At 58.1% G+C, this 13,152-nt stretch carries 14 protein-coding genes; 4 read left to right on the forward strand and 10 right to left on the reverse strand.

Translation table 11 applies throughout. The features are described 5' to 3' along the window. Positions 1-145: 145 nt before the first annotated feature. From ACR0B0_RS07130 to ACR0B0_RS07140, 3 genes are all read left to right on the forward strand, one after another. Complete coding sequence (locus ACR0B0_RS07130; protein ID WP_480647057.1) at positions 146-688, forward strand: tetratricopeptide repeat protein; 543 nt, start codon at positions 146-148, stop codon at positions 686-688. Positions 689-756: 68 nt separating this feature from the next. Continuing rightward, positions 757-1,848 carry a flagellar motor switch protein FliG gene (locus tag ACR0B0_RS07135; RefSeq protein ID WP_226688300.1) on the forward strand — a complete coding sequence of 364 codons (1,092 nt, stop codon included), beginning with the start codon at positions 757-759 and terminating at the stop codon, positions 1,846-1,848. 97 nt (positions 1,849-1,945) lie between these two features. Next, positions 1,946-2,869 carry a lysophospholipid acyltransferase family protein gene (locus ACR0B0_RS07140; RefSeq protein ID WP_480647059.1) on the forward strand — a complete coding sequence of 308 codons (924 nt, stop codon included), beginning with the start codon at positions 1,946-1,948 and terminating at the stop codon, positions 2,867-2,869. Here the strand turns inward: ACR0B0_RS07140 and ACR0B0_RS07145 are convergent, their stop codons facing one another. Next, a complete protein-coding gene (locus ACR0B0_RS07145; RefSeq protein ID WP_480647061.1) occupies positions 2,870-3,571 on the reverse strand; it encodes a DUF1223 domain-containing protein in 702 nt (233 codons plus the stop codon). A 218-nt stretch (positions 3,572-3,789) separates the two neighbouring features. Between ACR0B0_RS07145 and acnA the strand changes: the two genes are divergently transcribed. Beyond that, positions 3,790-6,480: an aconitate hydratase AcnA gene (acnA, locus tag ACR0B0_RS07150; protein ID WP_480647063.1), complete on the forward strand. Its 2,691-nt coding sequence runs from the start codon at positions 3,790-3,792 to the stop codon at positions 6,478-6,480. Between the two features lie 76 nt (positions 6,481-6,556). On the opposite strand, the gene ACR0B0_RS07155 is transcribed toward acnA, so the two are convergent. The 9 genes from ACR0B0_RS07155 to secD form a co-directional block, all read right to left on the reverse strand. Continuing rightward, positions 6,557-7,096: a DsbE family thiol:disulfide interchange protein gene (locus tag ACR0B0_RS07155; protein ID WP_480647065.1), complete on the reverse strand. Its 540-nt coding sequence runs from the start codon at positions 7,094-7,096 to the stop codon at positions 6,557-6,559. Then, positions 7,089-7,247 carry a heme exporter protein CcmD gene (ccmD, locus tag ACR0B0_RS07160; protein WP_170349104.1) on the reverse strand — a complete coding sequence of 53 codons (159 nt, stop codon included), beginning with the start codon at positions 7,245-7,247 and terminating at the stop codon, positions 7,089-7,091. The genes ACR0B0_RS07155 and ccmD overlap by 8 nt, the downstream gene beginning before the upstream one ends. Next, on the reverse strand, positions 7,244-8,017 hold the full coding sequence (locus ACR0B0_RS07165; protein WP_170349105.1) for a heme ABC transporter permease: 774 nt from the start codon (positions 8,015-8,017) through the stop codon (positions 7,244-7,246). Before ACR0B0_RS07165 ends, ccmD begins: the two co-directional genes overlap by 4 nt. A gap of 61 nt (positions 8,018-8,078) precedes the next feature. Next, the gene (gene ccmB / locus ACR0B0_RS07170; protein WP_480647067.1) at positions 8,079-8,735 is read right to left on the reverse strand and encodes a heme exporter protein CcmB; all 657 of its coding nucleotides are present in this window, start codon (positions 8,733-8,735) and stop codon (positions 8,079-8,081) included. Further along, complete coding sequence (gene ccmA / locus ACR0B0_RS07175) at positions 8,732-9,346, reverse strand: heme ABC exporter ATP-binding protein CcmA (protein WP_170359062.1); 615 nt, start codon at positions 9,344-9,346, stop codon at positions 8,732-8,734. The genes ccmB and ccmA overlap by 4 nt, the downstream gene beginning before the upstream one ends. A 66-nt stretch (positions 9,347-9,412) precedes the next feature. Further along, complete coding sequence (locus ACR0B0_RS07180; RefSeq protein ID WP_170349108.1) at positions 9,413-9,766, reverse strand: Mth938-like domain-containing protein; 354 nt, start codon at positions 9,764-9,766, stop codon at positions 9,413-9,415. A gap of 9 nt (positions 9,767-9,775) precedes the next feature. Further along, complete coding sequence (locus ACR0B0_RS07185; RefSeq protein WP_254440176.1) at positions 9,776-10,534, reverse strand: sulfite exporter TauE/SafE family protein; 759 nt, start codon at positions 10,532-10,534, stop codon at positions 9,776-9,778. Next, the gene (secF, locus tag ACR0B0_RS07190; protein WP_170410314.1) at positions 10,515-11,483 is read right to left on the reverse strand and encodes a protein translocase subunit SecF; all 969 of its coding nucleotides are present in this window, start codon (positions 11,481-11,483) and stop codon (positions 10,515-10,517) included. Before secF ends, ACR0B0_RS07185 begins: the two co-directional genes overlap by 20 nt. Before the next feature lies 1 nt (position 11,484). Next, positions 11,485-13,146 carry a protein translocase subunit SecD gene (secD, locus tag ACR0B0_RS07195; RefSeq protein WP_170349110.1) on the reverse strand — a complete coding sequence of 554 codons (1,662 nt, stop codon included), beginning with the start codon at positions 13,144-13,146 and terminating at the stop codon, positions 11,485-11,487. Positions 13,147-13,152 lie beyond the last annotated feature (6 nt).

The raw sequence follows: 13,152 nt of genomic DNA on the forward strand, positions 1-13,152 counted from the left end.
ATTCCGAAACCCAAACCTGCGCGAAAATCGTAAACAGCTGAGAATTTTATTTCCTACTTGTGAATAAAAGCGAAGCCGCGATTGTTAGCTTTTTATCAGATCGCACTATGCTTGATCAGAGCAGCCGAGAGAACGGAGTAGGAAAATGCGTCTTGTATTAGTTTCAGCTATTGCCCTTCAGGCCTTTGTCTTTCCACCGGCGGCATACGCTGCGGGCGGTGGAAGCGGCGCCGCACCCAAGCCAACGAACACAACCAAGAAATGCCTGTTTGGCCGCGTTTACGACAAGGATGCCGGGCGCTGTGTCAAGCCGGACAAGACCAACTTCACCCAAGATGAGCTGTATGAAGCCGTGCGGGAATTGGCATATGACGGCCAGTTAGAAAACGCTCAGAATATTCTGCGCATCATGGATCAAAACGATGATCGTGTGCAGACCTACTGGGGCTTTACCTATCGCAAAATGGGTGAGCTTGAGCTGGCCAATGTCTTTTATTCCAACGCCATCGAAACCAACCCCGACAATATCCTAGCACGCAGCTATATGGGTCAGGGCTTTGTGGCCGAAGGGAAAACCGATTTGGCAATTGCACAATGGCGCGAGATCAAGGCGCGCGGTGGTGAAGGTAGCTGGGCCGAGGCGTCGCTGCGCGAGGCAATCCGCACCGGGCTGACCTATAACTACTAAGCTTCAGCCTTTCTTTACCCGACTCTCCGTAATCTGCCTGTGGAACGCAACTATGGCACCGCAGGCAGATGCAGGATACAAACACTTTGATACAGGTGGCACCGGGGGCGGCTCCGGTGACAAATCAGGCGGACAGTGAAGCGCCTCGCGTCATTCCTCGCGCGCTCAGCAACCGACAGAAGGCCGCCGTGGTCGTGCGGCTGCTGCTGAATGAAGGCGCGGATATCCCGCTGGAAGACCTTCCCGACGATTTGCAGGAAAAACTGACCCATCAGCTGGGTGAGATGGGGCTAGTGGATCGTGTAACATTGGACGCAGTGGCGCAGGAGTTTGCACAGGCGCTGGACAGCGTCGGCCTTTCTTTCCCGCACGGTCTGGCCGGTGCTTTGGACGCGGTGGATGGTAAGATTGCCCCAGCTACAGCCGCGCGGCTGCGTAAGGTGGCCGGAGTGCGCCAGATTGGTGATCCCTGGCAACGGCTGCGCGAGGTACCAAATGAAGACCTGGCTGCCATGGCACAAGCAGAAAGCACCGAGATCGCCGCCGTGATGCTATCAAAACTGGATACCGCAAAGGCCGCGCAGCTTTTGGGAAACCTGCCCGGTCCTGTTGCCCGTCAGATCACCTATGCGATTTCGAAAACCGCCAATGTCACACCCGAGGCGGTGGAACGCATCGGCTGGTCGCTGGCGGCTCAGCTGGACCAAAGGCCGTCGCAGGCGTTTGCGGATGGTCCCGGGGCGCGCGTGGGCGCAATTCTGAACCAGTCGGCGGCCTCAACCCGAGACGGGTTGCTGACCGCGCTAGACGAAGAGGATTCGGATTTCGCCAGCGTCGTGCGCCGTTCGATCTTTACCTTTGCGCATATCCCAGCCCGTATTCTGTCACGCGACGTCCCGGCGGTTCTCCGCAGTGTGGATCAGGCCGATCTGGTCACCGCGTTGGCCGGGGCCACTGCTGAGGATGACCAAAATACAACCGAATTCCTTTTGTCCAACATTTCATCGCGAATGGCCGACAACCTACGCGAAGAAATCGGCGAACGCAGCAAAGTCAAGCAGTCCGAGGCTGAAAAGGCCATGACACAGATTGTTGGCGCTATTCGTGCCCTGGTTGACGAAGGAACGATCGCCCTGATCGAAGAAGAAGATGAGGAATAGGCAAGCACCACGACTTAAGCCATAGGAATGCTTGTGGTCGCGGAATGTGCCTTGTATGTCTGACCCGGCAAAATGCAACAGCCGGTGAGACCAGATTATGCCCGTCGAAAAGTCGGAACTAAGCCGCGGGGCGCTTCGAAAATATTATGTCACCGGCCTGTTTCTGAAAGGTGTAATCGGGGCAATGCGGCTGTTGCCGTATGAACGGCGTATCGCAACGATGGGGGCCATCGTACGCGGGCTTGCCCCTTTGGTCGGGTTCACCAAGCGCGTGCGCAGCAACCTGAAACTCACCCGCCCCGACCTGTCGGACGCCGAGGTAAAACGCATCTGTCGTGCTGTACCCGACAATGCAGGTCGCGCCATCATGGAGCACTTTTCGCCAGAAGGCTTCACGGAACGGCAGGCCAGCGCCAAGGTGTCCGGCCCCGGCATTGCTGCCTTTGACGCCGCCGTGGCCGAAGGGCGACCCGTCATGATGATAACCGCGCATTTCGGTCACTACCTGGCAGCGCGGATCGCCCTGCAAACCCGCAGTGGACAGCCCATTGGATGCCTCTATCGTCGCATGGCAAACCCCTATTTCAACGACATGTATGTCGACGCGTTCTACAAAACCGGCGCGCCGATGTTCGAACAGGGCCGCCGCGGCATGGTTGAAATGGTGCGCTCCCTTAAGAGCGGCGGTATCATTGCCATCGTCTCAGACCTGCACGCCCACGGCGGGGAAGAGCTGACGTTTTTTGGCAAACCGGCCGTGACATCCGTCTTGAACGCCGAATTGGCGATGAAATACAAAGCCGAACTGATCCCGTGCTATGCGATCCGCCAGCCTAATGGCATTGATTTCGAAATCGTCCTGCATGACCCGGTTCCGCATACTGACGCCAAGACCATGACCCAGTTCACCAATGATGATCTTGAGGCCGTGGTACGGCAGCACATGGGACAATGGTTCTGGATTCACCGACGCTGGAAAGCCTGGAACGGACTTGGCGTTCAGCCCGAGGATATGCCCTGATCACTTGACCTTGGTGGCGGCAACGATTGGGCCATGCCCAACCTTCTGCACAAGTACGACCGCTGGCAGGTCCGAGGTCAACACCGCCGAAAACTTCTGCGGCGCCACCCCGTCCCACTGCCCGGCGACCTCCCAGGTATCTACAACATTTGCATAGTCCAGCTCATGCCCTGCCAGCTCTCCTCGGCGGATCGAGGCATGGCGCATCGGCGCATACTGCACCACGCGCACGTCAAAAAGCTCACCTTCTGGCAGTTCGACCGGCGTAACATCGACCGTGACATCGTTGCCCGAACGGGTCGCCACCACTTCGGCCTCGGGCGCAGCTTTGAGATGGGCATCGATCAGATACTCCAACTCCTGCGACTTTGCACCGACCACATCCTGCTGACCGTTGATAACCATCTGCGGCGTGTAGATCATCGACCGCCCGCCCTGACGCGCATAGGCGCGCTGACGCAGGGTGTGATTGGGATCGGCATATTCGTCCTTCCAACCAATATAGTCCCAATAATCCACATGCAGGGCCAGTCCGATCACATCGTCACGTTGTGCCAGATCATGCATCAACTCATCGGCTGGCGGGCAGGACGAACACCCTTGTGATGTGAACAGTTCAACCACAACCGGGTCATTCTCGGCTAGGGCTGAGGTGGCCAGAAACAGGGAAACAAACACAGTGACAGGAGCAATTCTGAACATATGAAATCTCGGGCTTTTGGGGTGCTTATCCGGTTTAAACGGATCGACGCTCAACCGCCAATCAAGGTTTCTTGAGATTTAAAACAATCGCCCTTGAATTGTATACTTTAGCATACAACTTAGAAGTCAAGGTATCTAAGCCTTGAATGCACGGCAATGATGCTCCAGAAAACAATCAGCAAATCCCCAAACCCAATATTTTGAAAGGGAGGCCAACAATGCCCATTACCGTTGGAAAGGATAGCGCCAAGACACGCCGCAGCCTGAGCGTGAACGGCAAGTCCATTGCCTATTACTCGATTCGCGCCGCGCAAGAGGCCGGTCTAGGTGATTTTTCCAGACTCCCTGCGGCACTGAAAGTGGTGTTGGAAAACATCCTGCGGTTTGAGGATGACGGGTTTTCTGTCTCGGTTGATGACATCAAAGCCTTTGCCGAATGGGGCGCAAATGGTGGTAAAAACCCGCGCGAGATTGCCTATCGCCCTGCCCGCGTATTGATGCAGGACTTCACGGGCGTTCCGGCCGTCGTTGATTTGGCCGCAATGCGTGACGGGATCAAGGCGCTGGGTGGTGACGCACAAAAGATCAATCCGCTGAACCCGGTGGATCTGGTCATCGACCACTCAGTCATGATTGATGCGTTTGGCAATCCGCGCGCGTTCCAGATGAACGTGGATCGCGAATATGAACGAAACATGGAACGCTATCAGTTTCTGAAATGGGGGCAGTCGGCGTTTGACAATTTCCGCGTTGTGCCACCCGGCACCGGCATCTGCCATCAGGTAAACCTTGAATATCTGGCCCAAACCGTCTGGAGCGACAAAGACCAGAACGGTGAGGAAGTTGCCTATCCCGATACTCTGGTCGGCACCGACAGCCACACCACCATGGTCAACGGCATGGCCGTTCTGGGTTGGGGCGTTGGCGGGATCGAGGCCGAGGCCGCGATGCTGGGCCAGCCGATTTCGATGCTGATCCCCGAGGTTGTTGGCTTTGAGCTGACCGGCGCGATGGTCGAGGGCACTACCGGCACCGATCTGGTTCTGAAAGTGGTCGAGATGCTGCGCGAAAAAGGCGTGGTTGGCAAATTCGTCGAATTCTACGGCAGCGGTCTGGATCGCCTGCCATTGGCTGACCGCGCGACCATTGCCAACATGGCACCGGAATACGGCGCGACCTGCGGTTTCTTCCCGATTGATGGCGAAACCCTGCGCTATATGCGCAATACCGGACGCGACGAGGATCGCCTGGCGTTGGTTGAGGCTTACGCAAAAGAAAACGGCCTGTGGCGGGATGAAAACTACGCCCCGATCTACACGGACACACTGTCGCTCAACATGGGCACTATCGTTCCAGCCATATCGGGTCCGAAACGTCCACAGGACTATGTCGCGCTGACTGGCGCCAAAGCCGCTTTCACCAAGGAAATGGCTGAGACCTTCAAACGCCCGATGGCCAAGGAAGTCGCGGTCAAAGGCGAAGACTACACTATGGAATCGGGCAAGGTGGTTATCGCCTCGATCACCTCATGCACCAACACATCGAACCCCTATGTGATGATCGGGGCCGGTCTGGTGGCGAAAAAGGCGCATGAACTGGGCCTGAACCGTCAGCCTTGGGTCAAGACCTCGCTGGCCCCCGGATCGCAGGTTGTGACCGAATATCTTGAGTCTGCAGGGCTGCAACAGCATCTGGACGCCATCGGATTCAACCTTGTGGGCTATGGCTGCACCACCTGCATCGGTAACTCGGGTCCGATCCAGAAGGAAATCAGCGAAGCGATTGCCGAGGGCGATCTGGTCGCTACCTCGGTTTTGTCGGGCAACCGCAACTTCGAGGGTCGGATTTCGCCGGATGTGCGCGCCAACTATCTGGCTTCCCCTCCGCTGGTGGTGGTCTATGCGCTGGCGGGCACCATGGATATCGACCTGATCTCGGAACCGATCGGTCAGGACAAGAACGGCAATGATGTGTTCATGAAAGATATCTGGCCGGACCAGAAGGAAATCGCCGATTTGGTGCAGGAAACCGTCACCCGCGAGGCATTTCAGTCGAAATATGCCGACGTGTTCAATGGCGACGACAAATGGCAGGCGGTCGAAGTTCCGCAACAGGAAACCTATGACTGGCCGCCGACCTCGACCTACATCCAGAACCCGCCATATTTTCAGGGTATGAGCCCCGAACCGGGCACCATCTCGAACATCGACGGCGCCAAGGTTCTGGCCATTCTGGGCGACATGGTCACCACCGACCACATCTCACCTGCGGGGTCCTTTGCGGCAACCTCGCCTGCGGGTAAGTACCTGACAGAGCGTCAGGTCCAGCCGCGCGAGTTCAACTCGTATGGTTCGCGCCGGGGCAATCACGAGGTCATGATGCGCGGCACGTTCGCCAATATCCGCATCAAGAACGAGATGCTGGATGGCGTCGAGGGCGGCTATACCAAAGGTCTGGACGGTCAGCAGACCTCGATCTACGACGCGTCGATGGCCTATCAGGAACAGGGCGTTCCGCTTGTGGTGTTTGGGGGGCAGCAATACGGCGCCGGGTCCTCACGCGATTGGGCGGCAAAGGGTACCGCGTTGCTGGGCATCAAGGCCGTGATCGCCGAAAGCTTTGAACGCATCCACCGGTCTAACCTGGTTGGCATGGGCGTGATCCCCTTCGAATTTACCGGCGGCGACACCCGGAAATCTCTAGGGCTAAAGGGGGATGAGACGGTCTCGATTGATGGTCTGGATAAGGTTGAACCATTGCAAGAGGTGCCCTGCACTATCACCTATGGCGACGGCACCACAAAGACCATCACCCTCAAGTGCCGCATAGATACCGCGCCCGAGATCGAATACGTCGAAAACGGCGGTGTGCTTCAATATGTGCTGCGGAACTTGGCGAAAGCTGGTTAAATCTGCGCGCTATAAAATTAAGGGCGTCCGATTGGACGCCTTTTTTCATTTCTCATTTGGTTAAACCATCGCGGCTTTAGTTGCCTGCCGCTTTTTCCAACGCCGGACGGATTGTGCTTTCGATCACGCGCTGAGTTATCGGCCCGGCAAAGCGCAGGATGATCGTGCCCTCACCATCGATCACATAGGTCTCGGGCACGCCATAAACGCCCCAATCCAATCCCATACGCCCCTGCTCGTCCCGGCCGATTCCGGCATAGGGGTCGCCCAGTTCGGTCAGGAAGGCTTCGGCGTTTGCCAGCTTGTCCTTGTAATTGACGCCGTAAACGGGGATGCCCTCATCTGACAGGGCCTGCAGGTTGGGATGTTCAACCCGGCACGGCGCGCACCAGCTGGCCCAATAGTTGACCAGCTTGACTTCTCCGTCCCGCAGCGTTGCGTCATCAAATCCCGTCTTTCCCGCGAATTCCGTCAGCACCACCGGCGGCGCGGGTTGGCCTTCGCGGGCCGACGGTAACGCGTTGGGGTCATCGCGGAACATGCCGATGCCCGCTAGAACGGCGAAAGCGCCAAAAATCAGCGGCGGCGCAATCATCAGGGGTGAGATTTTAGCCATTGCGCGTCATCCTTTGTTCGACCTTTTCCATCTCGGCCCGGACCTTGCGGCCACGTACGATGCTGAACACAATCAGCAGCGCCAGCAATCCGATCGAGGCCGCATAGGACCAGAGAACCGTATCGGCATATTTTCCGAGATCAGGGATCATCCGCTTACCCTTTCCCGCGCCAACAGCACCTTGACCCGGCGCGCGCGAATTTCCGTGCCCGTGCGGTACAAAACAAGAGCAATGAACAGCAGTACAAACCCGATGATGCACAGCAAAAGTGGGTAGAAATAGATATTGCTGACCTTCTCTTCGGTATCCGCCCCGGTCACGGCGGCGGCCCGCATCACGGATGCGCCCTGATGCAGCCCCTGATTCCAAAAATTCACGGCATAGCGGCTGAGCAGCGCAAAGACAGACCCGACCAGACACAGGACCGAGGTCAGATCGGCCGCCGTATCAGGGTCTTCGATAGCTTCCCAAAGTGCGACATAGCCCAAATAGAACAGGAACAGGATCAGGAACGAGGTCAGGCGCGGATCCCAGGCCCACCAGGTGCCCCACATTGGCTGCCCCCAGATCGCCCCGGTCGCCAGCGCGATCAGTGTCATCACAATACCCACTGGGGCCGCTGCACGCGCCGCCAGCGCGCTGACATGGTGGCGCCGCACAAGCCACACCAGCGAGGTCGCCAGCATCATCAGCCAGCAATTGATCGCCATCAGCGCAGCAGGCACATGCAGATAGATAATCTTGACCGTCGATCCCTGCTTGTAGTCATCCGGTGTGAAGAAGAACCCCCACACCAGCCCTACCACGATGCAGGCAAGCGATGATGCCCAGAAAAATGGCATCACCCGTTCACTGGTGGCAAGGAACTTGCGCGGATTGGCGTATTCCCAGAGGGCGTTGGCTTTGGCTGCGATAGACATGGGCCTTATCTAGTCCGAGTCGGGTTCGTTCTCAATTGACATCAATCAAAGTTTGACCACGTCAGCGAAGGTTAATGCGCAGCACCGCTGCGCTGGCAAAGGGCAAAAGGGCGATTGTCGCGGCGGTGATCCCCGCTAGCATAAACAGCGGGGTCTGGGTTTCCATCCCCGTCGCCCCACGGCGCGCGACTTCGGCCCCAAAGATCAGGGTCGGCACGTACAGCGGCAGGACCAGCAGGGATAGCAGCAATCCGCCACGTTTCAGGCCCACGGTCAGGGCCGCGCCAAAAGTGCCGATGACACTCATTGCCGGGGTGCCGATCAACAGCGATACGACCAGCCAGAAAAACCCCGGCACCGGCAGGTTCAGCAACACGCCCAGAAACGGAGCGGCCAGAACCAGTGGCAGGCCAGTGGTTAGCCAATGGGCCAGCGCCTTGATGGTCACTACCGCCTCCAACGGCAGCGGCGCGGTGGCCAATAGGTCAAGCGAGCCGTCCTCCCAATCCAGTGCAAGCAGGCGGTCCAGCGACAACAGACAGGCCAGCAGCGCGCCCAACCACAGAACACCCGGCGCGATGGTCGACAGCAGCGAGGATTGCGGCCCTACTGAAAATGGCACCAAAACAGTCACGATCAGAAAAAAAGCCAGACCGAGACCAAACCCCCCGCCCGCGCGGAAGGCCAGTTTCAGGTCACGCAGCAACAGGGCGATCACAGGAAGCCTCCGTCGAAATCTTCTATGGGTTTGGGTTTCGCCTTGTTGCGGCCGACATCCAGAACTTCTCCGTCCAGGCCAAGGTCGATATGAGTGGCGATCAGGGCCGAACCGCCCTGCCCCAGATGCGCGCGAACGGCATCAGCGAACATCTGCACTGCATTACGGTCCAGTGATACGGTGGGCTCATCCAGCATCCAGATTGGCCGCCCCGTGACCAGCATGCGCGCCAGACCCAACCGCCGTTTTTGCCCGGCCGACAGGTTGCCAGCATGGCGATCAGACAATTCGTTCAGCGCAAAGGCGTCTAGCGCGGGCTGAATTTCATAAGTGCCAAAGACCGAGGCCCAGAAGGTCAGATTCTCAACCACCGTCAATGTCGGCTTCAACCCGTCGGAATGCGAGGCATATGCGATCTGATCCTCAGCCCCGTCAATCTGCCCCGCCAGCGGCGGCTGCAATCCGGCCAGTGTGCGCAGCAAGGTCGTCTTACCGATCCCGTTCGGCCCGCGCAGAATCAACGCCTTGCCCGGCGGCAGAGCAAAGCTCAGCCCTTCAAGCACAGGAACGCCGCCACGGGCGATGGCCAGATCGGTCACAGTCAATGTCATGGGTCCCGCTTATCTCATTGCCGTCAGGCGCAAAAGGTGAGATTTGACGCAGGCCCTGCCGACAGATCAGACCGGCAATAAGGCCAGCGCAACGCGCCGCCCTTCGGACAACAACACGTTATACGTGCGGCACGCAGCCGGAGAGTTCATGATCTCAACTCCGATCCCGGCATTTTCCAGGGCCGTGCGCAGATCAGCAGGAATGTGATTCAGTTCAGCCCCTGTGCCGACGAACAAAACGTCCACGGTATCGGAAAGTTCCAGCAGCGGCGCGTTGTCCTCATACCCGTCCCAGGTCATTGTTCCGGCGGGGCCTGTCAGAACGGCTCCCTCATAAACCTGCCCACCGATCCGAAAAAAGCCCGGGCCATACCCGTCAACCGGGACTGCGTTGGTATAGGAAATCTCATTCAGGCGCATGGCCGTGTTCTAGCCCCAAAGCGGTAGGCCCGACAAGGCCGCAACCGCAATCGCCAGGTAAGCCGCAGCGCGATACAGCTTTTCATACGCGGGCCGGAACAACCAACCGCCCAGCCAGTTGCCCAGCAAATTGGGCACGGCCAATGCAAGACCCAATGCCGCCGCCGCCCAAGTGATCCGCTCCATCCCGGTCAGGAACCCAAGGAGGAGGAAATCGAACCCGAAGAGGAACAATAAAATCGTGGCGCGGATAACTTCGACCGGTATGGGGCGCGACATGTAAAACAGGATTACCGCCGGGCCGGGCAAGCCCGCCACGCCGCCCAGAAACCCGGCCGCTGCACCAATTCCCGCAACCATCCCCCGGCCAACATGGCCGTGATACCGCAAGCCAAGGATCAGCACGGCCAGCATAAACAACGCCAGCAGACTGACGGCATAGCGGAAAACCTCGGGTTCAACCTTGGTCAGCACCCATAACCCTACAGGAAGCAACAGCGCACAGCCCACCAACAGCCGCAACAGATCCTTGCGATGCACAACATGCCAAGCACGACGCAGGTTCGGCAATGGGCCGAAGATGTCCATTATGGTCAGGCCGATGATGGCTCCGAATGGACCAAGGAATGGTGTGGAAAGAGGAAGGAAAATCAGTGCGGTGCCGAATCCGGAAAACCCGCGAACAACGCCGCCGAGGAAAGCCGCTAAAATGATAACGGCCAGCCCCATTGGGGACTGGCCGAATATATCAGGCGTCGATGTTGGCAAACTGATTGCCCGCCGTATTGGACGGCTTGGACCAGTCGCGTTTGACCCCCAGCCACAGCAAGATGGTCGAAGCCACAAAGACCGAAGAATAGGTTCCCACGATCACACCCCAGATCATCGCAAAGACGAAACCTCGGATCACATCCCCACCCAACACGTAAAGCGAAATCAGCGCCAGCAGCGTGGTCACTGAGGTCATCACCGTCCGGCTGAGCGTTTCGTTGATCGAGATGTTCAGAACCTCTTTGAGATCTTTCTTCTTGTACTTCCGCAGGTTCTCACGCACGCGGTCGAACACGACCACAGTGTCGTTCAGCGAATAACCCACGATGGTCAGAAGCGCCGCGATAATGGCCAGATCGAACCGAATCTGTAGTTCCGAGAAAATACCGATGGTCAGAATCACGTCATGGACCAACGCGGCAACTGCTCCCAAAGCGAATTGCCATTCGAAGCGCAGCCAGATGTAGACCAGCACGGCGCCAATCGCCAAAACCACCGCGATCACGGCAGTCTGGATCAACTCACCGGAGACCTTTGGGCCGACGGATTCGACGGACACAAATTCTATATCCGGCGCTGCCACTTTCAGCGCCTGTTCCACGGCGGTAACCGTCGCGGCCGAGACGGCCTCGGCATCTGCTTGCGCCTGAATGCGGATCATGGCGACGTTTTCATCCGGCCCAAAGGTAGGGTCGAAAATCTCGGTGATGCTCACGTCGCCCAGCGCCAGCGGAGAGATCGCGTCGCGATAGGCGCCGACGTCGATTTCCTGTGCGGATTGGGTCCGGATCGTGGTCCCGCCACGGAAATCGATACCGAAGTTCAGCCCTTGCAGCATGAAAGACGTAAACGCCACAACCATCATCAGGGCCGAGATACCCAGCCAGACCTTCCAGCGGCTGAAGAAATCGAACGAGGTGTTCTGGGGTACGAGTTTCAGTCTCATGTCAAACCTCGATCATTTTCGGACGACGGCGTTCGAACCACATCACGATCATCAAACGCGTCACGAAGATCGCGGTAAAGACCGAGGTCAGAATACCCAGGCCCAGCGTAATCGCGAACCCGCGCACCGGCCCGCTGCCCATGGCAAACAGAATCACGGCGGTGATGAAAGTGGTAACGTTTGCGTCCAGAATAGCCGACAGGGCTTTTTCATAACCCAGCTCAATGGCACGCGCCGGGCCTCTGGCGGATTTCAGTTCTTCGCGGATACGCTCAAAAATCAGCACGTTGGCGTCCACCGCCATACCGACCGTCAGGACAATCCCCGCAATACCCGGCAGGGTCAGCGTGGCCCCGATCAGCGACAGCAGGCCGAACAGCAGCCCGACGTTGATGATCAGCGCAATGTTGGCAAACACGCCAAACAAACCATAGCTAAGCGCCATGAAGGTCAGCACCGCGACAAAGGCCACGATGGTTGCCACCTTACCAGCATCGATGCTGTCCTGCCCCAGTTCAGGACCGATGGTGCGTTCTTCAAGGAACTCCAGCCCCGCAGGCAATGCACCCGCTCGCAACAGAACCGCCAGATTGGTGCTTTCTTCAACGGTGAAGTTACCGGTGATGATACCCGACCCGCCCGGAATATGGCTTTGGATCACCGGGGCCGAGATCACCTCGTCATCCAATACAATCGCAAAGGGCGCGCCGATGTTTTCCAGCGTGTAGTCGCCAAACTTGCGTGCGCCGGACGTGTTGAACCGGAAGCTGACTGCCGGGCGACCGTTCTGGTCGAACGAAGGCTGCGCGTCGACCAGTTCCTCACCCGTCACAACCGGGGCGGATTCGATGATGTAATAAACGCCATCTTCGTCAATGGACGGGACGACCTCTTGCCCTATCCCCGGAACAGCGTCCGGGTCGGTGCCGCGACTGACGACCGAGTTGAAAGTCAGTTGAGCGGTGGTGCCGATGATCTCTTTCAGTTCACCTGCACTGCCAATGCCCGGCACCTGAATCAGGATGCGGTCTGCACCCTGACGCTGAATTGTAGGCTCTCGCGTTCCGACCTCGTCAATCCGGCGGCGGATGATTTCCAGAGCCTGCCGCACGGTGCGATCATCCGAGGCCAGCTTTTCGGCCTCAGACAACTGCACGACGATGGTGTCACCGTCTGCGCGAGCTTCGATATCAGTGGCACCAACACCGGTCAGCGTTTGCACTTGACGGGCCAGACCACGCACAACCTCCAGCGCGCGGGACATGCCCTCGGGCTGGCTGATGCGAACGCGAATCTCATCCGGTGCCGAATCCTGCCGGCGGATCGTACCAACAGTCGCGCGTTCATCGCGTAGCGCGTCACGGATTTCCGGCCACATCGCCTCCATCCGGGATTCGTAAACATCTTCGACCTTCACTTCGGCCAGCAGATGCGCACCACCCCGCAGATCAAGACCCAGATTGACCAGCGACGACGGCAACCAGCTGGGCCATTGTGCGGCCTGGGCCTGCATCTCGGGGGTGTCGATGCCAAGCTCAATCGCGGCTTTGGCATCGTTGGATTGCTCGACGCGCGTGTAAAACGCATTCGGCAGGGCCATCAGCAGACCGATCACACAGACCGACCAGATCAGAACCCGCTTCCAGGTATTAATTTGCAGCATTACCCT

This window comes from Ruegeria sp. BA12, assembly GCF_056539625.1.

Excerpts from the sequence above, each read along its gene's own strand:
- ACR0B0_RS07130 (WP_480647057.1), top strand. The coding sequence starts at position 146 with ATGCGTCTTGTATTAGTTTCAGCTATTGCCCTTCAGGCCTTTGTCTTT.
- ACR0B0_RS07135 (WP_226688300.1), top strand. The coding sequence starts at position 757 with ATGCAGGATACAAACACTTTGATACAGGTGGCACCGGGGGCGGCTCCG.
- ACR0B0_RS07140 (WP_480647059.1), top strand. The coding sequence starts at position 1,946 with ATGCCCGTCGAAAAGTCGGAACTAAGCCGCGGGGCGCTTCGAAAATAT.
- ACR0B0_RS07145 (WP_480647061.1), bottom strand. The coding sequence starts at position 3,571 with ATGTTCAGAATTGCTCCTGTCACTGTGTTTGTTTCCCTGTTTCTGGCC.
- acnA (WP_480647063.1), top strand. The coding sequence starts at position 3,790 with ATGCCCATTACCGTTGGAAAGGATAGCGCCAAGACACGCCGCAGCCTG.
- ACR0B0_RS07155 (WP_480647065.1), bottom strand. The coding sequence starts at position 7,096 with ATGGCTAAAATCTCACCCCTGATGATTGCGCCGCCGCTGATTTTTGGC.
- ccmD (WP_170349104.1), bottom strand. The coding sequence starts at position 7,247 with ATGATCCCTGATCTCGGAAAATATGCCGATACGGTTCTCTGGTCCTAT.
- ACR0B0_RS07165 (WP_170349105.1), bottom strand. The coding sequence starts at position 8,017 with ATGTCTATCGCAGCCAAAGCCAACGCCCTCTGGGAATACGCCAATCCG.
- ccmA (WP_170359062.1), bottom strand. The coding sequence starts at position 9,346 with ATGACATTGACTGTGACCGATCTGGCCATCGCCCGTGGCGGCGTTCCT.
- ACR0B0_RS07180 (WP_170349108.1), bottom strand. The coding sequence starts at position 9,766 with ATGCGCCTGAATGAGATTTCCTATACCAACGCAGTCCCGGTTGACGGG.
- secF (WP_170410314.1), bottom strand. The coding sequence starts at position 11,483 with ATGAGACTGAAACTCGTACCCCAGAACACCTCGTTCGATTTCTTCAGC.
- secD (WP_170349110.1), bottom strand. The coding sequence starts at position 13,146 with ATGCTGCAAATTAATACCTGGAAGCGGGTTCTGATCTGGTCGGTCTGT.